Raw genomic sequence first — 18,863 nt, 5'->3', positions numbered from 1 at the left:
AGAATGACAAGCACCCGTGTTTTCGCAATCGCACTCGGCACGGTGGTGAGCCTTGGCGCCGGCGCCGCCTTCGCGGCCGAGCCGGAGGCCTGCAAATCAGTCACCTTCTCCGATGTCGGCTGGACCGATATCACAGCCACCACGGCAACCGCCTCCGTCGTGCTGGAAGGGCTGGGATACGAGCCCGAGACACAGGTGCTCTCGGTGCCGGTGACTTATGCATCGCTGAAGAACGAGGATGTCGACGTCTTCCTCGGTAACTGGATGCCGACGATGGAAGCCGACATCGCGCCCTATCGCGAAGACGGCTCGGTGGAAACGCTCGTGACCAACCTCGAAGGCGCGAAATATACGCTGGCCGTGCCGCAATACACCTATGACGCGGGCCTCAAAAGCTTCCAGGACATCGCCAAGTTCAAGGACGAGCTGGGCGCCAAGATCTACGGGATCGAGCCGGGCAATGACGGCAACCGCCTGATCATCGACATGATTGAGAGCGGCACCTTCGGCCTCGACGGTTTCGAGGTGGTGGAAAGCTCCGAAGCCGGCATGCTTTCGCAGGTGCGCCGCGCGGTGCAGAAGAAGGAGCACGTCGTCTTTCTCGGCTGGGAACCCCATCCCATGAACGCCAATATCGAGATGGCCTATCTTGAAGGCGGCGACGATGTGTTCGGCCCCAACTATGGCGGCGCCACCGTGCATACCAATGTCCGCGCCGGCCTTGCGGACGAATGTCCCAATCTCGGCAAGCTGCTTTCCAACATGGTCTTTTCGCTCGAGATGGAGAACGAGATCATGGGCGCGATCCTCGACGATGGAAAAGCACCGGAAGAAGCCGCCACCGCCTGGCTGAAGGAAAATCCCGAAGTGCTGGGACCATGGCTCGACGGCGTGACCACCTTTGGCGGAGAGCCCGGCGAGGCCGCCGTCCAGGAACATCTGGGACTGTGATCTGAGACCGGCGGCGCCCTCGCCAGGTCCCGCTGAAGCGGGTTCACCTATCCCCATTTTCCAGAACGAGGACCGCCGCCCGCAACCAACGCTCCCTTCCTCTCCCCGTTTCGGGGAGAGGCGGATCGGCCAGCGGCCAAGACGGCGCGAGGGGGCACCGCCCATCCAACAAGAGGAACCTGCCCACATATGGACCCGCTATCGGAATGGATCGCCGCCTGGAAAATCCCCATCGGAAGATGGGGGCGTGAATTCTTCGACTTCCTGACGACGAATTTCGCCTGGGTCTTCGATGGCATCGCCGACGGGCTGGCGTCCGTTCTGGACGGAATGGTGGACCTGCTGCTGTGGATGCCGGCCAGCATCGTGGTGCTGCTGGTGGCTGCGGTAGCCTACGCATTGCAGCGCTCGTGGAAGCTCTCCATCGGCGTCGCGATCGGCCTGGCCTTCATCATCAATCAGGGCCTTTGGGAGGAAACGGTCGAGACGCTGGTGCTGGTGGTCGCGGCGGCGACCGTCTCCATGGCGATCGGCGTTCCCGTGGGGATATGGGCGGCGCATAACGACCGGGTCTACCAGTTCCTGCGCCCGGTTCTGGACCTCATGCAGACCCTTCCCACATTCGTCTATCTGATTCCCGTGCTTATCCTTTTCGGCCTCGGCGCGGCGCCCGGTGTCATCGTCACGGTGATCTTTGCCTCGCCCGCCCCCATACGCTTGACCTATCTGGGCATCACCTCGGTTCCCAAGCCGATGATCGAGGCGGGACAGGCCTTCGGCGCCACCAGGCGCCAACTCCTGTGGAAGGTGGAATTGCCGGCCGCCCTGCCCTCGATCATGGCCGGACTCACCCAGTGCATCATGCTGTCCCTGTCGATGGTGGTGATCGCCGCGCTGATCGGCGCCGACGGCCTCGGCAAGCCGGTGGTGCGCGCGCTCAACTCGGTCAACATACCGCTCGGCCTCGAGGCCGGACTTGCCATCGTGGTCCTCGCCATCATCCTCGACAGGATGGCGCGCATCGGGCGGGAGCAGGACCGATGAGCTCTGCAATCGATTTTCGCGCGGTCGACATCATCTTCGGGACCGACAAGGAGCGCGCCGCCGCCCTGCCCCTGGTGGATGCGGGCAAGACCCGGGGCGAGATCCTGGAACAGACCGGGGCGGTGCTCGGCTGCGCCGGCTGCGATCTGACGGTGGAACGCGGCGAGATCTCCGTGCTGATGGGCCTTTCAGGCTCCGGCAAATCGACGCTCCTGCGCGCCGTCAACCGGCTGAACAAGGTCGCGCGCGGCGACGTGCTCGTCCACGACGGCGACTGGCAGGCCAATGTCGTGACCTGCTCGGAAGGAGAGCTGCGCAAGATACGCCGCGAATGCGTCGCCATGGTCTTCCAGCAATTCGCGCTGCTGCCATGGCGCACGGTGGCCGAGAATGTCGGCTTCGGGCTGGAGCTTTCCGGCCTTCCGGCGAAACAGCGCGCCGAGCGCGTGATGGCCCAGCTCGAACTGGTGCATCTGGAGGATTGGGCCGGCAAATATGCCCATGAGCTTTCGGGCGGCATGCAGCAGCGCGTGGGCCTGGCCCGCGCCTTCGCGACCGAAGCGCCCATTCTCCTGATGGACGAGCCCTTTTCCGCGCTCGATCCGCTGATCCGCACCAAGCTGCAGGACGAGCTTCTCGAACTTCAGGAGCGTTTGAAGAAGACAATCCTGTTCGTCAGCCACGATCTGGAAGAGGCGCTGAAGATCGGCAACCGCATCTCGATCATGGACGGCGGCCGCATCGTGCAGACCGGCGCGCCCGAGGACATCGTGCTGAAGCCCGGAACCGACTATGTGCGCGAGTTCATCTCCAACGTGAACCCGCTCTCGGTCCTGACCGCCTGGAACGTGATGCGCGACGCCCGCGACCTGGAGTCCGCCGGCGAAGGCTGGCTGTGGCTCGACCGGCGCAGGACGACACGCTTCAAGCTCGACGACAAGATGCTGGTGGTCGGTGCGGAGCGCGACGAGAAGCCGGCGATCTGGGTGTCCTGCGACAAGATCGAGACGCTGCCGGAGGACCGTCCCAAGGTCTACTGGGCGCACGCGGGCACGCCGCTCAAGACGGTCATGCACGCCATGCACCAGTCGCATACGGCCCCGGTCGCCGTCTTCGACGACGCCTCGCGCTTCCTGGGCGCGATCGGCATCAGGGATGTTCTGAAGTCGGTGTTGAGAAGGTAGGCGCGCCCAGCGTGCCGCCCTTCCCCCGATGCCGTTCCGCCGCTACTGTGCGCCTTCCATTTCACCAGAGGAGGCGCATTTCATGAATCCATCCGGCATTGTTGCGATCGTCACGGGCGGCGGCTCGGGCCTTGGCGAAGCCACGGCGCGCGCCCTTGCGGCCAAAGGCGCAAAGGTGGCGATTGCCGATGTAGGCATGGACCGGGCAGGAAAAGTGGCCGGCGAGATCGGCGGCATCGCCGTCAAATGCGACGTGACCAGCGGCGAGGACGGCGAGGCGGCCATCACCGCCGTCAGCGAGAAACTGGGCGGACCGCGCATTCTCGTCAATTGCGCGGGCATTGCCGTCGCCATGAAGACGGTCGGCAAGGATGGTCCCCATCCGCTCGATCTCTACCGCAAGGTCATCGAGATCAACCTGATCGGCTCGTTCAACATGATCCGCCTCTTCGCCGCGCAGGCCCAGGAACTGGAACCGCTGGAGGGTGGTGAGCGCGGCGTGATCGTGAACACGGCTTCCGTGGCGGCCTTCGACGGGCAGATCGGCCAGGCGGCCTATTCCTCGTCCAAGGGCGGCATCGTCGGCATGACCCTGCCCGTCGCGCGCGATCTTTCGCGCGCCGGGATAAGGGTGTGCACGATCGCGCCCGGCATCTTCAAGACGCCGATGATGGCCGGACTGCCCGAAGACGCCCAGGCTTCGCTCGGCCAGCAGGTTCCCTTCCCGCCCCGCCTCGGCGATCCGTCGGAATATGCGAGCCTTGCCTGCCACATCATCGAGAACCAGATGCTCAACGGCGAGACCATCCGCCTCGACGGCGCCATACGCATGGCGCCGCGCTGAAGACATGCCAGCCGAGCGCCATGGTCCGCTTTCCGGCCTCCTCGTCATCGAGATGGCGGGGCTGGGGCCCGTGCCGCTGGCCGGGCTCATGCTGGCGGAGATGGGAGCGTCGGTGCTGCGCATCGAGCGCAAGGATGCCGCGCGCCCCTTCCTGAACCTGCCTCCGGAAATGGACCTTGAAAGGCACGGCCGCCGGATATTGAAGCTCGACCTGAAGCAGGAAGCCGGCCGCACGCTCCTCCTGCGCCTGGTCGGCCGGGCCGACCTATTGATGGAAGGGTTCCGGCCGGGCGTCATGGAGCGTCTCGGCGTCGGGCCGGACGAAGCCCGCGCCCGCAACCCGAAGCTCATTTACGCGCGGATGACCGGCTATGGCCAGGAAGGGCCGCTGGCCCGGCAGGCCGGCCACGACCTCACCTATCTTGCCTATTCGGGCGTATTATCGATGATGGGGCCGGCCGAGGGCAAGCCCGTGCCGCCGCTCAATCTCGTCGGGGACTATGGCGGCGGCACCATGTTTCTCCTGACAGGCATACTGGCGGCACTCGTGGAACGCGGGCGCTCCGGGCTTGGCCAGATGGTGGACGCGGCGATGACCGATGGGGCCTCGATGCTGGCGGCGCCCTTCTTCAGCTTCGTGGCGGCCGGCATCTGGAGCGCCGCGCGCGGCCGCAACCTTCTGGACGGCGGCGCGCCCTTTTACGATACCTACGAGACCGCGGATGCCCGGTTCATGGCGGTCGCCTGCCTGGAGCCGCAGTTCTTCGCCGAATTCGCGCGGCTGCTGCCGCTCGGCGAGGCGCTTGCCGGCAGCCAGTACGACCGCGCCGTCTGGCCGCAGATGCGCGACGCCATCGCACGGCGCATCGCCGAGCGCACGCAGGCGGAGTGGACCGATCTTTTCGAAGGAACCGACGCCTGCGTCGCGCCCGTCCTGACGCTTGAAGAGGCCGCCGCCCATCCGCACAACCGCGCCCGCGCCGTGCATGCCACGAAGGCCGGTTTCACCCGCCCCGCCCCCGCGCCTCGGCTCGACCGAACGCCCCTTCACCTTGCCGGCGAGGCCGGTGCCGCAGGCTCACTGAAGGAGTTCGGAGTTGGGCCTGAAGAGTTCGACAGCCTTGCCGCCGCCGGCATTATCGGCCAGAGCGAACCGGAATAGCCAGCGGAGCCCAATATGCCGGACGAGAAGAAGGACGTGATACTGGAGACGGACGCCGACGCGATCCGTCTTGCCAAGACGCTGATGCGGCAGGCGCGTTTCGCCGCCCTCGCCACGCTCGACCCCGAGGACGGGGCGCCGCTGGCCACCCGCGTGGCGGTGGCGACCGACATGGACGGCGCGCCGCTGATCCTCGTCTCGGCGCTTTCCGCCCACACCAGGGCGATTGAAGCGGATGCGCGCTGCTCGCTCCTTCTCGGGGAGCCCGGCAAGGGCGACCCGCTCGCCCATCCCCGCCTGACGCTCAAGGCGCAGGCGGTGCGGCTTTCTGCGGGCACGCCGGCCCAGGAACACGCCCGGCGGCGCTACCTCAACCGCCACCCCAAGGCCGGCCTTTATGCCGGATTTGCCGACTTCGCCTTCTACCGGCTGGAGCCGGGCGCCGGGCTTCTCAACGGGGGGTTCGCGCGGGCCTACAAGCTTGCGCCCGGCGAATTGCTGACGGCGGGGCCGGCACTCGATGCGCTTGCCCGCGCCGAGCAGGCGGCAATCGATCACATGAACGAGGACCATGCCGACGCCGTGGCCAACTACGCCCGCCATTTCTGCAAGGCGAAACCGGGAAAGTGGCGGCTGACGGGCATCGATCCGGAAGGCATCGATCTGGCGCTTGGCGACGAGCAGCAGCGCATCTTCTTCGACACGGCGCTGAACGATGCGGGCGAGATGAGGCCTGTCCTCGTCGCCATGGCCAAGGCGGCGCGCGGGACGTGAGCAAGGCCAACATCATCCGCATCGACAGCGTCGACGACGAGCGCATCGCCGCCTACCGCGATGTGCGCGAACGCGATCTCGTGGGCCGGCAGGGCCGGTTCATCGCCGAGGGCCGCGTCGTCCTCAACGTGCTCTTCGCCAGCAGCCGCTTTGCCGCCGAATCCGTATTCCTGCGCGAGAACCGACTCGCCGGGCTGGAGGACCTTCTGGCGCGGATAGACGACGACATTCCGGTCTATGTGGCGTCAGGCGACGTCATGGACGGCATCGCCGGCTTTCACATGCATCGCGGCATATTGGCAGTCGGCAGGCGCACGGAAGAGGAAGATGCCGCCGCGCTCCTGGCGAAAATGCCGCCAGCGGCGCTCGTCGTGGCTCTTTGCGGCATAGCGAATCACGACAATATGGGCGCGATCTTCCGCAACGCGGCCGCTTTCGGTGCCGACGCGGTGCTGCTCGACCAGACCTGCTGCGATCCGCTCTACCGCAAGGCCATTCGGGTTTCGGTGGGCGCCGCGCTGAAAGTACCCTTCGCCAAGGCCGAAAGCGGGACGGCGATGATCAAGGCGCTGGAAAACGAGGGCTTCGACGTGGTCGCCCTCAGCCCGGCCGGTCGGGTCGACATATCCGCAGTGAAAAGAGGCAGACGCTGCGCACTCCTTTTGGGCGCGGAAGGTCCGGGATTGCCCCGGGAACTGCTGGAAAGGCTGCCATCCGTGCGGATTTCGATGCGCGAGGATTTCGACAGCCTCAACGTGGCGGCAGCCTCGGCGATTGCCCTGCACCGACTATGGCAGGCGCCGGAATAATTGTTGCCTATTGCGCCGGGGCGCCTTCGCGCAGGGCGCGCACGCGCTCAGCGAGGCTGGGTGGTTGGTGCCCGGGGGCACCGGCCTGACGGCCATCCGCCGAATTGAGCGCCTCTTCGATGGGCGAGCCCGGGCCTTCCAGCTGGGCGGCCATGTTGACCACTTCCGCCGCCAGGCTGGCGATCTGTTCGCGCAAGGCAGCGTCTCCCTTGGCCGATCCCTCGCTCGCTTCGGCGCTGGCCGACAGCTTTTCGCGGAGTTTCTTGTTCTCGCGCATCAAGGTGGCAAGGCGCGACTGCATGCGCTGCCTTGTGCCGTCTCCCTCACCCTCGCTGCCTGAGGCAAGCAGTGACGAAAGCTGCAGGGAGAGGTCCGCGACCTGCAGTTCCAGCCGCTCCTTGTGTCTTTCCGCGGCTTCGAGCCTGCTCGACGCACCCGCGTCGGCCTGGGCGGTTTCGCGTATCTTCTTCTTCAAGCGCTCTATCTCCTTCTCGCGTCGCTCCAGTGCCTCGTCGCGCGTGGAGAGCGTGGTGATCATGCGCTCGAGCTTGCGATCAAGGTCCGCCGCGCGCTGCTGCGCGACCTTGAGGGCTTCCTCGACCTCCTTGCGCTCGGCCACAGCCTGGCGCGTTTCGTCGATGGCCTCACGGCGCTGGTTGCGCAACTGGCCGATCGTGTCCTTGAGCCGCTCCATGTCGGACTCGCGGGAAACTATCTCGATCTGTCGGCTGCTCGCCGTCAGGCTGGATTCCTCGTAGAGCCTGGACAGTTCCTCCACCTCCGAAATCCGCTGTTCGAGCTGGGCTTCGGCTTTCTCCATGCGCGCGGTGAGTGATTTGACCTCGCCTTCCCGCGCCGAAAGCCTGGCTGAGAGTTCCTTGTGTTCGCTCTCCATATCCGTGACGCGCCCCCGGTGAATCTCGATTTCGCGGAGGAGCGCTGCGATATGCTCGCGCTGCGTGTTGAGCACGACGAGGTCCTCGACCGTGCGCTTGTGCAGGGTTTCAGCCCTCATCTCCAGCTTGCGAACAGTCATGGCGTTCTCCGCCCGCAAGGCATCGAATTCGGCCTCCAGCTCCGCGCTGGAAAGCGGCATGGATGCTTCCATGCGCTTGCGGGCGAGTTGCCCCGCCCGCCGCCACAACACCGGCGCCGCCAGGAGGGCAAGGATGCTGGCTACGAGGAAGCCTAGTATGAAGGAAAGCAGGGTCTGGATCACAAGGTCGGGTCCATGGGCGTGCACATAAAGCACCATGCACTCGAAAGTGCATGGTAAAATAGTCTGCCATGGCTGATCGCCATAAATCTAGACCCGGTTGAAGTTTAATAGCCGCTGACCTGCATGGCGACCGCCACCGCCGATCAGAACGGATTCCAAGTGGGCCTGGGCGTCATTTTCAAATAGCCGAGATTGACACCGAGCCGCGCCCCCACTCCGGTACGGATGGGCACGATGAGCACCTGACCGTTTTTCAGAACGTTGAAACCAAGCCCCGCCACGAAATAGGCCGACCCGGCGACACCGCCATAGCGCCGGTAGAGGCTCCCAACCTGATCGAGATTATAAACGAGCACCATGACGCGCGAGCCCTGCGCGCCGAAGTCCCAACCGATGGAAGGCCCCTGCCAGAACACGGGATGATCCCCGGCATTCTTGGTGTAAAGGGTGCCCTCGCCATAGGTCAGGCCGCCGACAATGGCGCCGGATCCTTCCTGGCCGAGCACATAACCGTTGGGTAGGCCATAGGTGGAGAAAATCTTCTCGACGAGGGTTGCGAGCCCTCCGGTGGTCGCGCCGAAGAATTGTTCGCCGGCCGTCACGATCTCATCCACCGTGTAACCGTTCTGCTGCGCCGAAGCGCGCGACGGCGCCAGGGCGGCCAGCACGGCCATGACGAGAACGACAGCAAGTTTTCGCGCGCCAATACGCTCGAACAGACCCTGAATCATTTCTTCTTCTCCGTTGTGAAGCGTTGAAACGCCTTTGCTCCTGCGGCTCCGCTACCCCTGACCCCGCCAACGGGCTTATCTAAGATTCGATTCTATGCCGTAATCCTTTTTCAACCATTAAGCCCCCACTTCTTCCACAGGGCCTGCATACGGCCTTGGCGTTGGGGATCAGCCGACCGCCATCGCCGTATGCGCCTTTTCTGCACGCTTGGGTTGAATGGCCATTTGTTGCCGGTCAGCTCGCTCGTGTGTACGAAGAAACCGGCTATAGCTATAGCGATTCGCCGGCATGGCTCGCGCCATGCCATTTCGGCTTGGAAAGCGATCCAGGGGACGGCTCGGATATGACCGACATTTTCTCGCTCAGCGCGACAGACCTCGCAGCCCTTTTGTGCAGCCGCGTGTGCCATGACATCATCTCTCCGGTGGGCGCGATCAACAATGGACTGGAATTGCTGGACGAGGGCGGCGCCGACGAAGACGCCATGCAGCTCATCCGCGCCAGCGCGGTGAACGCCTCGGCTCGCCTCCAGTTCGCGCGCCTCGCCTTCGGCGCTGCCGGCTCGGCCGGCATGCAGATAGATACGGGCGATGCCCAGGCCGTCGCCACCGCCTTTATCCGCAACGAAAAGCCGGAACTGGAATGGATCGGCAACCGGGCGCTTCTGCCGAAGAACAAAGTCAAGCTGCTGCTCAACATGATCCTGATTTCCAACACGGCGATACCGCGCGGCGGCAAACTGACCGTGCGCCTGGACGACGTGGAAACAGCGCCCCGCTTCACCATCAACGCCAATGGACCGATGGTGCGTGTGCCGGCGAGATTCCTCGAGCTGCACGCCGGACGCCAACCTGAAGAAGCCATCGATGCCCACAGCGTCCAGTTCTATTACACGATGCTTCTGGCGCGGGAGACGGGAATGACCATTTCCATCCGGGCCGGTGCCGAGGAAATCATCCTCTCGGCCACTTAGTTAAAAATTAACCACGCATCTTTGCGACGGCTTTACCAACCCATGCGAGTATCGGTGGGACATGCGGGACGCTCCGCCGAGCCAACAGGAACCGGAAACCATGAAGCGCTGTCTGATCGTCGACGATTCGAGCGTCATCCGAAAGGTCGCGAAGCGAATCCTGGCCGGTCCCGAAATGCTGGTGGCGGAAGCAAGTTCGGCCTATGAGGCCATCGAGATCTGCACGCATGAAATGCCGGAAGCGATCATCGTCGATGCAACCCTGCCCGACATGGATGCAGCCGAGCTGATCACCCGGCTTATGGCGCTGGACCCGAACGCCAGGCCGCACATCCTGCTGTGCACCTATGCCATGGACATCGGGCCGATCATGCGCGCCAAGCGCGCCGGCGCCGCCGGCTACATGCTCAAGCCGTTCACCCGCGCACAGCTTCTGAACAATTTTCGCGAGCTCCAGGCCGCCGCTTAGCAGCGGCCGGCAGACCGGATTCGCGCGCAAGCCCAAACGAAAAACCCGGCCAACGCCGGGTTTTTTAATCTGAAACGCGGCCGCTCAGGCGCTTTCGCGGATTTCCTCGGGCTCGCGCAACACATAGCCGCGGCCCCATACGGTCTCGATATAGTTCTGCCCGCCGGAAGCCGTATCGAGTTTCTTGCGCAGCTTGCAGATGAAGACGTCGATAATCTTCAGTTCCGGCTCGTCCATACCGCCATAAAGATGGTTGAGGAACATTTCCTTGGTCAGCGTCGTGCCCTTGCGCAGCGAGAGCAACTCCAGCATCTGATATTCCTTGCCGGTCAGGTGCACGCGCTGGCCCGCGACTTCCACCGTCTTCGCGTCGAGATTGACCACCAAGTCGCCGGTCGTGATGATCGACTGGGCGTGACCTTTCGAGCGGCGGACAATCGCGTGGATGCGCGCCACCAGCTCGTCCTTGTGGAACGGCTTGGTCATATAATCGTCGGCGCCGAAGCCCAGCCCCCTGACCTTGTCCTCGATGCCGGCCATGCCCGAAAGGATCAGGATCGGCGTCTTGACCTTGGAAAGGCGAAGTGTCCGCAACACCTCGTAGCCCGACATGTCCGGCAGGTTCAGGTCCAGAAGGATTATGTCGTAGTCGTACAGTTTACCGAGATCGACACCTTCTTCGCCGAGATCCGTCGTATAGACGTTAAAGCTCTCCGACTTCAGCATCAGCTCGATGCTCTGTGCGGTTGCACTGTCGTCTTCAATCAGCAAAACGCGCATGTTATTCCCCTTTTCCGCCGCCGAACCGGGTTGAGCAGACATCCGGCACCGGAGCAGTGATCGCCTGAATCGGAGGCTGCCAGTTAATGGTTAACAAAATCTGATTCAGCATGGCAAGAGCTAACAGAACTTTTTAGCTTTTTCAGACACCTTGTTGAATCCAAATACTGAATCACCCTCACCAAATTTTTCTCATCGACGGCCATAAAGCCGCTTCCCGCCCCCGTTCAGCAGGCGCGAGCGTCCATTCGTAAATATCGCAGCCGTCCTGACCCTGCCCGCATGAGCGTTCGTCGTCCCCGACCGAAGGCTTTTGGGCCCTTTGAAACCCCACCGGGATTTTTACCGAGCCTTAAGCCATGGCCTTTATGATTAACAATGCCCGTAAACGAATGGTTACCAGGCAGGCGGAATTTTAGGGTTTTGTTTTCCAAGCCAGCTTCATCCATTCACTGCCGGCTTTGTAACTACGTGTATGTACGCAGCGTTTTCTGGGGAGATCTGATGATGAAATCACGAGAGAATCTCGTTCGGCTCAAGCAGTTTCAGGTGAACGAGAAGCGCCGTCGGATCGACCAGCTCGACACGATGATCGCCGAATTCGAACGCATGGCTTCCGAACTCGAGGCCCAGGTCGTCAGCGAAGAGGCGAAAGCCGGCATTACCGATCAAAACCATTTCGCCTATCCGACCTTCGCCAAGGCCGCGCGGCTACGCCGCGACAATCTGCTCACCTCGCAAACCGAGCTCCAGCAGCAGAAGGAACAGGCGCTGGACGATCTGGCGGAAGTGGAAGCAGAACTGAGAAAAGCGGAAGCGCTGGAAATGCGCGACGGAAAACGCGGCGGCGACGCCGAGGCTTCCCGCGTCATGACCGGCTAACCCCCCCAAGTCACCAGAAAATGCTCGAAAGCCCGGCGGACGAGTTCCGCCGGGCTTTTTCGTTTGCTGTTTCAAGGCTGCCCGCCCGGCTCTTGTCGGAGCACTATCCTGAAAACGCAATCGCCGGCGAAAGGAATCATCCCTGCACCGGCGAGAAAGGCGGTAATGCTGCCAGACGGTGGCCGTCAGTGGCGGTATTGCTGAATCCGTGTCGTTCGCAACCCCTGCAGGCCGTGATCCTCGATGGACGCCTGCCACGACAGGAATTCCTCCACGGTCAGCCGATAACGCTGACACGCTTCCTCAAGGCTCAACAGCCCGCCGCGCACGGCGGCCACTACTTCCGCCTTGCGGCGAATAACCCACCTGCGCGTGTTGGTGGGCGGCAAATCGGCAATCGTCAAGGGACTGCCGTCAGGCCCGATAACATATTTCACGCGTGGTCGCACCAGATCGGTCATCGTACTCTCTACACTGAACCAAGACCCAATCATCACGACGTTACCGCCGCAGCTTTAAGAATTGCCTAAACGCAAGGTAAGAGTAAGGTAAGACTTATGAATCCGGCGTTAGGGATTTGCCTCGCCTTTGATTATAATGAGAGCGTTCGCGCGCGTCGCCATCCATTGGGCAGGCGCCCCTTGCCGCAGGGCGAAAGGATCGCCACCTTGACCCCGGACCGCGCGATTGGCATGTAGCGTCCCGACAAACGGAAAAATAATGATGAACAGCCTCGATCTGCCAGGCCGCCCGCAGGACACGCGCGTTGTCGTCGCCATGTCGGGCGGTGTCGATTCCTCGGTCGTCGCCGGCATTCTTGCCCGCGAAGGCTATGAAGTCGTGGGTGTGACGCTGCAGCTTTACGACCATGGCGCCGCCACCCATCGGCCCGGTTCCTGCTGCGCAGGCCAGGACATAGACGATGCCCGCCGTGTCGCCGAGACGCTGGGCATCGCCCATTACGTGCTCGACTACGAGGAGCGTTTCCGCAAGGCTGTCATAGATCCCTTTGCCGAAAGCTATGTCGCCGGCGAGACGCCGATCCCCTGCGTTTCGTGCAACCAGACGGTCAAGTTTTCCGATCTTCTCCAGACCGCGCGCGATCTGGGCGCCGACGCGCTTGCCACCGGACATTATATCCGCAGCAAATCCAATGGAGCCCACCGGGCGCTGCACCGGCCGGTCGACGCCGACCGCGACCAGAGCTATTTCCTTTTCGCCACCACGCAGGAGCAGATCGATTACCTGCGCTTTCCCCTGGGCGGCATGCCGAAGCCGGAGGTTCGCGCCATCGCCGAGGAGATGGGTCTTTCGGTGGCGGCCAAGCAGGACAGTCAGGACATCTGTTTCGTGCCTAAGGGCAAATATTCCGACATCATTTCCAAGCTGAAGCCTGGCGCGGCCAGTGCCGGCGACATCGTGCATATCGACGGCCGGGTGCTCGGCCGGCACGAAGGTGTCATGCACTACACGATCGGCCAGCGTCGCGGCATCGGCGTGGCGGCCGGCGAGCCGCTTTACGTCGTCCATCTGGATGCGGCGGCAGCGCGCGTGGTCGTCGGCCCGCGCGAGGCGCTGGAGACGCGCCGCCTGTTCCTGCGCCAGGTGAACTGGCTGGGCGACGGCCCGCTGTCGGCCATTCCAGCCGAAGGCCTGGAGATCCACACCAAGGTGCGCTCGACCCGTCCTCCGGCGCCGGCCACGCTCTATCACCGGGCCGGAACGACCTTCGTCGACCTGCACGAAGGCGAAGCCGGGGTCGCCCCGGGTCAGGCCTGTGTTCTTTATTCGAGCGACGAGGATGACGCCAGGGTCTATGGTGGCGGCTTCATCGAGCGTTCCGAACGCAGCACCGCGGCGGAAACACAGCTTGCCAAGCTGGAAGGATCGTCGGCCTTATAGGGTGCCGGGGCCCCTGTACCGAAGCTCCCGCACTCCCCTTAGAGCAGAACATCGTTTCACTGAAACGTTGTTCTGCTCTATCTACTTGTTTTCACTGCATTTGTGCGATGTCAGGTGATTCCACCTGACTGCAAAATGCTCTAGCCCATCCTGTAGGCGCTAAGGCGCGCCATCTTTTTCTGCTTTCCGCGCGGCTGCGGCATATCCGCCAGAGAGGCGAGATCGAGGAGGCGCTGCAGGTCGGCCGCGTGCTGGAAGTCGGGCTCGGTCGGGATATTGAGCCTCACCGCATTGACGAAGCGCTCGTAATTGGTCGCCACCGGCTCCGCCGTCACATCGCGCCATGTCGCGGTCTCGGTATCACCGTCGACGCAGACCCTGAGATGCGACGCCTGGTGCCCGTGCTGAACCTCGATGCCGCCCTTGTCGCCATAGATGCGCAGGCGCAGTTCGTTGAGGTGGCCGGTGGCCCAGCGCGTGGCGTGGATCACGCCCAGCGCACCATTTTCGAAGCCGGCGGTCATGACGAAACTGTCATTGGCGTCGAGCACATAGTCGCCGATCCGGTCGCCATCGACCTTGTTGAAGGTCTTCAGCCGGCAGGAGACATCGCTGATCTGGCTGGCAGCACCGAAGGCGACGAAGTCGAGGATATGGATGCCGATGTCGCCCAGCGTGCCGTTCGATCCATGCCCCTTCGACAGCCGCCACAGCCATTGCGGCCCGGTGCGCCAGTCGCCCCATGCGCTGGAGACGAGCCAGCTTTGCAGATAGGAGGCCTCCACATGCTTGACCGCTCCGATGCGCCCTGCCAGCACCATCTCGCGCGCCGCATGCAGCTCGGCGACGTCCCGGTAGCTGAGATTGACCATCGCGACCACGCCGGCGCGGTCGGCCGCGTCGGCCATCTCGACGGCATGAGCGTGGTTGGTGGCAAGCGGCTTTTCGCACAGCACATGCTTGCCGGCGGCGATGCAGGCCATGGATGTCGCGTAATGCACGGCATCCGGCGTCACATTGGCGACCGCATCGAAATCGCCCCAGGCCAAGGCGCTTTCGGCGGTTTCAAAGCGCCTTTCTATGCCGTGCTTGTCGCAGAAGCTGTGCAACCTTTCGGCATCCGTGTCGACGGCGCCGGTAAGGTGCACGCCGGGAATCGCCGCGAAAGAGGTGGCGTGACGGTTGGCCATCTTGCCGGTGCCCAGAATGAGCAGGCGCATGTCTGTTCTTCCTATTTATAGCCTTCTTCGCCGGGCTTGTGCAGCTTCGGGCCGCGCTCGACGATGGGTTCGGGGGCAGCGTCAGCCGGCACGTTCGGCGCCTTGTGGATGGCGGTGAAGGCCGGCCCCGGCGTATAGGCCCACCGCGCCGCATTGCGCAGCACCTGGCCGACGGTCGCGTCGTGATAGGTCGGATAAGTCTCGTGGCCGGGCCTGAAATAGAAGATGCTCCCGGCCCCGCGACGGTATGTAAGGCCGGAGCGGAACACTTCTCCGCCCTGGAACCAGGAGATGAATACCGTCTCGAGGGGTTCGGGAACCGAGAACGGCTCGCCATACATCTCCTCATGTTCGAGCTCGAAATATTCGGGAAGGCCGTGGGCGATGGGATGGCGCGGATTGACGACCCACAGCCGCTCCCGCTCACCTGCCTCACGCCATTTCAGCGAGCAGGGCGCGCCCATCAGCCGCTTGAATATTTTCGAGAAATGCGCCGAGTGCAGCAGGATCAGGCCCATTCCCTCCCAAACGCGCCGCGCCACGCGCTCGACGATTTCATCCTCGACCGCGCCGTGGGCCTTGTGTCCCCACCAGACCAGCACGTCCGTTCGCGCCAGCACCTCTTCCGAAAGCCCGTGCTCCGGGTCTTGCAGGACCGCGGTTTCGGTCGCGATATCGCCGTCGGCAGCGAGTGCGCCGGCAATTGTCGCATGCATTCCATCGGGGTAGATGGAGCGCACGATTTCGTTTTCGCGCTCGTGCACATTTTCGCCCCACACCAGTGCCTTGATGCTCATTGTCAGTCTCTCTTCCATTTGCATTCCATTCGCAGAGTGACCGCGTGCCCCGGCGCCACAACCGAAAGGCGCGCCACTCCCTTTGGAAGGACGGATGCGCAAACCGACGTGCCTTTGTGGAAACCTGGACTGGATTCTCTACGGTGAAACAACCGTGCCTTCAGCCCCGTATTCTCGGACCGAAAGCTAACGAAACCTTGAAGACGCGCGGCCGGAAGTCAAGATGCCGGTGGGCCACCGAGGGCCGTGGCGCGCGAGGAAGCTGTGGACATCCGCCGGCGGACGCAGCGCCGGCACCGGTTTCAGTCGTGCCACACCGTCCCCGCGGTGAGGATGCGCAGCACGTCGATGGCTTCCTCACCCGAGGTTCTGGGCTGGCCCCGCGTGGTGATGCAGTCAAGGAAGTGCTCCAGCTCGCGGGTGAGCGGCATGCCTTCCTTGACGTCCACATAGGATGGCTCGTTGGTGGTGAAGGCCCATTGGCCGCTGTCCTGCCACACGGCGTGGCGATAGACGGCGAGCTTGCGCCCCCACGGCTCGACATCGTCGAACACGGCCATGGCCTTGGTGCCGACGACAGTCAGCCGGCGCTCGCGGTAAGGGTTGAGCCGTGAGGTGAACAGGTGGCTGCGCAGGCCGTTGGCGAAACGCATGTGCAGATGCGCGAAATCGCTCAGATGATCGAGCAGGGCCGCCCCCTCGCCGCGCACCTCCACCGGCGCCGAGCCGGTTATGGCAAGGATCATCGACAGATCGTGCGGCGCCAGATCCCACAGCGCGTCATTTTCGGTATGGAACTTGCCGAGACCGAGCCGGTGCGAGTGGATATAACGCACCGTGCCGAGCTCGCCGTCATCGATCAGCGATTTCAACTTTTCGAATGCCGGGTGGAAACGCAGAACATGCCCGACCATGAGAACGCGGCCCGTTTCATGGGCGGCGTCCACCGCCCGCTGTGCATCCGGCACGGTGAGGGCAATCGGCTTTTCGACGAGCACGTCCTTGCCCGCCCGCACGGTCCTGATGGCGTATTCGGCGTGATATTGCGGCGGCAGCGCCATGACGATCGCATCGATGCTGTCGTCATTGAAAAGGTCGTCGGGAGCGATTGTGCGACATTCCTGCTCGCTGGCAAAGCCCTCCGCCCGCGCCGGATTGGCGTCGGAGACGGCGGTGAGAACGCCAAGCGATTTCAAGGTACGGATGTGGTTCGACCCCCAATACCCACATCCCAGGACTGCAATTCGCGGCTTCATAAACTCTTCACATGAATTGGTGTTGCCGACACATATCGGCGCACGCGACGCAACTCAAGCCCGCTGCGGTTCAATCACCAGAACGTGCGCCCGGACCCTGGGAAAAAGTCCCCCGGCGGGCGGCATTGGCCGCTTGACACCGACAAGCTCTCAACCTTATATCCGCCCGACTTCAAAAAGCGCCAGGGATCCCCTCCCGCCGGCCCCGTGCCACGCTTTTCGGGGCGGAGTAGCTCAGTTGGTTAGAGCAGCGGAATCATAATCCGCGTGTCGGGGGTTCAAGTCCCTCCTCCGCTACCACCGAACTTCAATAACTTATTGATTTTTCAAAAGAAATTTTAGATGCAGTTTGCGGACAAATCCTATGAAAGCCTAAGTCGTTGATTTTCTTTGGGATAGATGTCGGGGGTTCAATACAGGCCGCTACCAAAATGCACTCCTAGTTGGAGCCGCGATCCCGCCTTACGAAGCGATCCCCGCCGTACAAATCAGCCAAGCGTCAGAAGGCCGGAACGCGGTAGCCGTGTGGATTACGTCATCTATGCGGCGAGGCTGTCCACTGGCTGCTTCGCGCCTCAAATAAGCTGCAAAGGCCGGGATCTCCGATCCTGCAAGCGCCCGTTCGTTCAGCTAAGCGCCCGTCGGGCGCTGCCGCGAATTTCTCGGCGCCGTTGACGTGTAGCGCTCAAGTCAATCAACCCCGCACGCCGCCGAGCAATTCACGAAGGGCCGCCAACTCTTTGATCAATGCAGCAATCTTCTCCGGGTGTGTTTCGAGAGCGAAGTGGCCCGTATCCAACAACTGGACCTGGATTTCCGGCTGGCCGCGATCGAACGCGCCAGCGCCAGCCGGCAGGAAGAACGGGTCTCTCCGCCCCAGACAGCCAAGATCGGAGGTCTGCGGTGACCGAGATGCTTCTGGAACTCCGGGTCTAGCGCAACTTTCGAAGCATAATCGTAGATCAGGTCCAGTTGGATCTCGTGACTGCCTTCGCGGGCGCGCATGAGCGCGTCGAACTGATATCCCCCGGAGAAACCACTACTGTCCGCGCGATGCGCCGCCGTCTATGTCGATCGCTATGCCGTGGACATAGGATGCCTTCTCCGAAGCAAGGAATACTGCGAACTCTCCGATCTCGAGCGGTTTGCCAAATCTGGGAACGCCATATCCGGCAAGAAGATCCCGGTGAACCTCGTCCTTGTTCTGTTCCGTCGAGCGCACAATGGCGTCCACCCTCCGGTCGAGCCGCTCTGAAGCGATGTAACCAGGGTTGATTACGTTGACGCGGACGCCGTCCTCTATTCCGAGATCGGCCAGCGACTTGCTGAATGTGGTGAGCGCCGAATTGACGGATGCTCCGATGGTGAAATCCTTGGTCGGGGTCCGCAAACTCACTCCGGCGACGTTGATCACCACGCCCTTGGAGACCTTGAGATATGGCCACGCCGCCCGACACATGCGCACCGCGCCGTGCAGTTTGAGCGCGTATCCGCCATCCCAGTCCTGATCGGTGAGCTCGAAGAAATCGCCTCTCCTGGTGGCGCCGGCGCAGTTCACCAGAATATCAATCTGACCGCGCTGCCTGACGGCCTCCTGGACACACTCCTCGGCCGTGCCGCGCTTGCTCAAATCGGTCGCCACGATGAGCACGTTGCGGCCCGTCGTCGTTTCGATGTCGGATTTTGCCGCTTCCAGCGCTTCGATGTCACGCGACACGATAACAGGGTCAGCCCCGGCTTTCGCCATTTCCATGGCGATCGCCCGGCCAAGTCCCTTGCTGCCGCCGGTGATGATTGCCACTTTGTTCGCCAGCTCGATTTCCATGCCTGTCTCCTGCAACGGTTTCGCAGAGCGATCTTGCAAG

Annotated in this window: 19 protein-coding genes and 1 tRNA gene; 12 read left to right on the top strand and 8 right to left on the bottom strand. The window is 62.9% G+C overall.

The genetic code is table 11. The features are described 5' to 3' along the window. Nucleotides 1-3: 3 nt before the first annotated feature. The 7 genes from N1058_RS07950 to N1058_RS07920 all read left to right on the top strand — a co-directional run bounded on the left by N1058_RS07950 (nucleotide 4) and on the right by N1058_RS07920 (nucleotide 6,768). Nucleotides 4-951 carry a choline ABC transporter substrate-binding protein gene (locus N1058_RS07950; protein ID WP_265516967.1) on the top strand — a complete coding sequence of 316 codons (948 nt, stop codon included), beginning with the start codon at nucleotides 4-6 and terminating at the stop codon, nucleotides 949-951. A gap of 189 nt (nucleotides 952-1,140) precedes the next feature. Then, entirely contained in the window at nucleotides 1,141-1,995 is an 855-nt protein-coding gene (gene choW, locus N1058_RS07945; RefSeq protein WP_265516966.1) for a choline ABC transporter permease subunit, read from the top strand. Beyond that, nucleotides 1,992-3,179, top strand: a complete 1,188-nt coding sequence (gene choV / locus N1058_RS07940; protein WP_265516965.1) for a choline ABC transporter ATP-binding protein — start codon at nucleotides 1,992-1,994, stop codon at nucleotides 3,177-3,179. The genes choW and choV overlap by 4 nt, the downstream gene beginning before the upstream one ends. 82 nt (nucleotides 3,180-3,261) lie before the next feature. Continuing rightward, on the top strand, nucleotides 3,262-4,023 hold the full coding sequence (locus N1058_RS07935) for a 3-hydroxyacyl-CoA dehydrogenase (protein WP_265516964.1): 762 nt from the start codon (nucleotides 3,262-3,264) through the stop codon (nucleotides 4,021-4,023). 4 nt (nucleotides 4,024-4,027) lie between these two features. Further along, on the top strand, nucleotides 4,028-5,185 hold the full coding sequence (locus N1058_RS07930) for a CaiB/BaiF CoA transferase family protein (protein ID WP_265516963.1): 1,158 nt from the start codon (nucleotides 4,028-4,030) through the stop codon (nucleotides 5,183-5,185). Between the two features lie 15 nt (nucleotides 5,186-5,200). Beyond that, nucleotides 5,201-5,959: a HugZ family pyridoxamine 5'-phosphate oxidase gene (locus N1058_RS07925; protein WP_265516962.1), complete on the top strand. Its 759-nt coding sequence runs from the start codon at nucleotides 5,201-5,203 to the stop codon at nucleotides 5,957-5,959. Further along, nucleotides 5,956-6,768: a TrmH family RNA methyltransferase gene (locus N1058_RS07920; protein ID WP_265516961.1), complete on the top strand. Its 813-nt coding sequence runs from the start codon at nucleotides 5,956-5,958 to the stop codon at nucleotides 6,766-6,768. Before N1058_RS07925 ends, N1058_RS07920 begins: the two co-directional genes overlap by 4 nt. Before the next feature lie 7 nt (nucleotides 6,769-6,775). Here N1058_RS07920 and N1058_RS07915 read toward each other — a convergent pair whose 3' ends face one another. Together N1058_RS07915 and N1058_RS07910 are read right to left on the bottom strand one after the other, a co-directional pair. Next, nucleotides 6,776-8,023, bottom strand: a complete 1,248-nt coding sequence (locus N1058_RS07915) for a coiled-coil domain-containing protein (protein WP_265516960.1) — start codon at nucleotides 8,021-8,023, stop codon at nucleotides 6,776-6,778. 107 nt (nucleotides 8,024-8,130) lie between these two features. Further along, on the bottom strand, nucleotides 8,131-8,661 hold the full coding sequence (locus N1058_RS07910; protein ID WP_420847957.1) for a DUF1134 domain-containing protein: 531 nt from the start codon (nucleotides 8,659-8,661) through the stop codon (nucleotides 8,131-8,133). 401 nt (nucleotides 8,662-9,062) lie between these two features. Between N1058_RS07910 and chpT the strand changes: the two genes are divergently transcribed. Further along, a complete protein-coding gene (chpT, locus tag N1058_RS07905; RefSeq protein WP_265516958.1) occupies nucleotides 9,063-9,692 on the top strand; it encodes a histidine phosphotransferase ChpT in 630 nt (209 codons plus the stop codon). Between the two features lie 100 nt (nucleotides 9,693-9,792). Next, the gene (locus N1058_RS07900; protein WP_265516957.1) at nucleotides 9,793-10,161 is read left to right on the top strand and encodes a response regulator; all 369 of its coding nucleotides are present in this window, start codon (nucleotides 9,793-9,795) and stop codon (nucleotides 10,159-10,161) included. A gap of 84 nt (nucleotides 10,162-10,245) precedes the next feature. Here N1058_RS07900 and ctrA read toward each other — a convergent pair whose 3' ends face one another. Continuing rightward, on the bottom strand, nucleotides 10,246-10,941 hold the full coding sequence (gene ctrA, locus N1058_RS07895; RefSeq protein WP_159587121.1) for a response regulator transcription factor CtrA: 696 nt from the start codon (nucleotides 10,939-10,941) through the stop codon (nucleotides 10,246-10,248). Between the two features lie 507 nt (nucleotides 10,942-11,448). On the opposite strand from ctrA, the gene N1058_RS07890 reads away from it, so the two are divergent. Then, nucleotides 11,449-11,823, top strand: coding sequence for a flagellar export protein FliJ (locus N1058_RS07890; protein WP_265517156.1), 375 nt, complete (start codon nucleotides 11,449-11,451; stop codon nucleotides 11,821-11,823). Nucleotides 11,824-12,008: 185 nt separating this feature from the next. Here the strand turns inward: N1058_RS07890 and sciP are convergent, their stop codons facing one another. Beyond that, nucleotides 12,009-12,284, bottom strand: a complete 276-nt coding sequence (gene sciP, locus N1058_RS07885; RefSeq protein ID WP_265516956.1) for a CtrA inhibitor SciP — start codon at nucleotides 12,282-12,284, stop codon at nucleotides 12,009-12,011. 262 nt (nucleotides 12,285-12,546) lie between these two features. Here sciP and mnmA point away from each other — a divergent pair, with 262 nt between their 5' ends. After that, complete coding sequence (mnmA, locus tag N1058_RS07880) at nucleotides 12,547-13,725, top strand: tRNA 2-thiouridine(34) synthase MnmA (protein WP_265517155.1); 1,179 nt, start codon at nucleotides 12,547-12,549, stop codon at nucleotides 13,723-13,725. Between the two features lie 140 nt (nucleotides 13,726-13,865). On the opposite strand, the gene N1058_RS07875 is transcribed toward mnmA, so the two are convergent. The 3 genes from N1058_RS07875 to N1058_RS07865 all read right to left on the bottom strand — a co-directional run bounded on the left by N1058_RS07875 (nucleotide 13,866) and on the right by N1058_RS07865 (nucleotide 16,998). Beyond that, nucleotides 13,866-14,945 (bottom strand): Gfo/Idh/MocA family protein, encoded by a 1,080-nt coding sequence (locus N1058_RS07875; protein ID WP_265516955.1) that lies wholly within the window; start codon nucleotides 14,943-14,945, stop codon nucleotides 13,866-13,868. An 11-nt stretch (nucleotides 14,946-14,956) separates the two neighbouring features. Then, nucleotides 14,957-15,742, bottom strand: coding sequence for a ThuA domain-containing protein (locus N1058_RS07870; RefSeq protein WP_265516954.1), 786 nt, complete (start codon nucleotides 15,740-15,742; stop codon nucleotides 14,957-14,959). 302 nt (nucleotides 15,743-16,044) lie between these two features. After that, nucleotides 16,045-16,998, bottom strand: coding sequence for a Gfo/Idh/MocA family protein (locus N1058_RS07865; RefSeq protein ID WP_265516953.1), 954 nt, complete (start codon nucleotides 16,996-16,998; stop codon nucleotides 16,045-16,047). Between the two features lie 223 nt (nucleotides 16,999-17,221). On the opposite strand from N1058_RS07865, the gene N1058_RS07860 reads away from it, so the two are divergent. Then, nucleotides 17,222-17,298: transfer RNA gene (locus tag N1058_RS07860), tRNA-Met, on the top strand. A 739-nt stretch (nucleotides 17,299-18,037) separates the two neighbouring features. Here N1058_RS07860 and N1058_RS07855 read toward each other — a convergent pair. Continuing rightward, complete coding sequence (locus tag N1058_RS07855) at nucleotides 18,038-18,823, bottom strand: SDR family NAD(P)-dependent oxidoreductase (RefSeq protein WP_265516952.1); 786 nt, start codon at nucleotides 18,821-18,823, stop codon at nucleotides 18,038-18,040. Nucleotides 18,824-18,863 lie beyond the last annotated feature (40 nt).

This window comes from Nitratireductor luteus (assembly GCF_026162365.1).
Classification (GTDB): domain Bacteria; phylum Pseudomonadota; class Alphaproteobacteria; order Rhizobiales; family Rhizobiaceae; genus Chelativorans; species Chelativorans luteus.
This window is presented reverse-complemented; position numbering and strand designations above follow the sequence as displayed.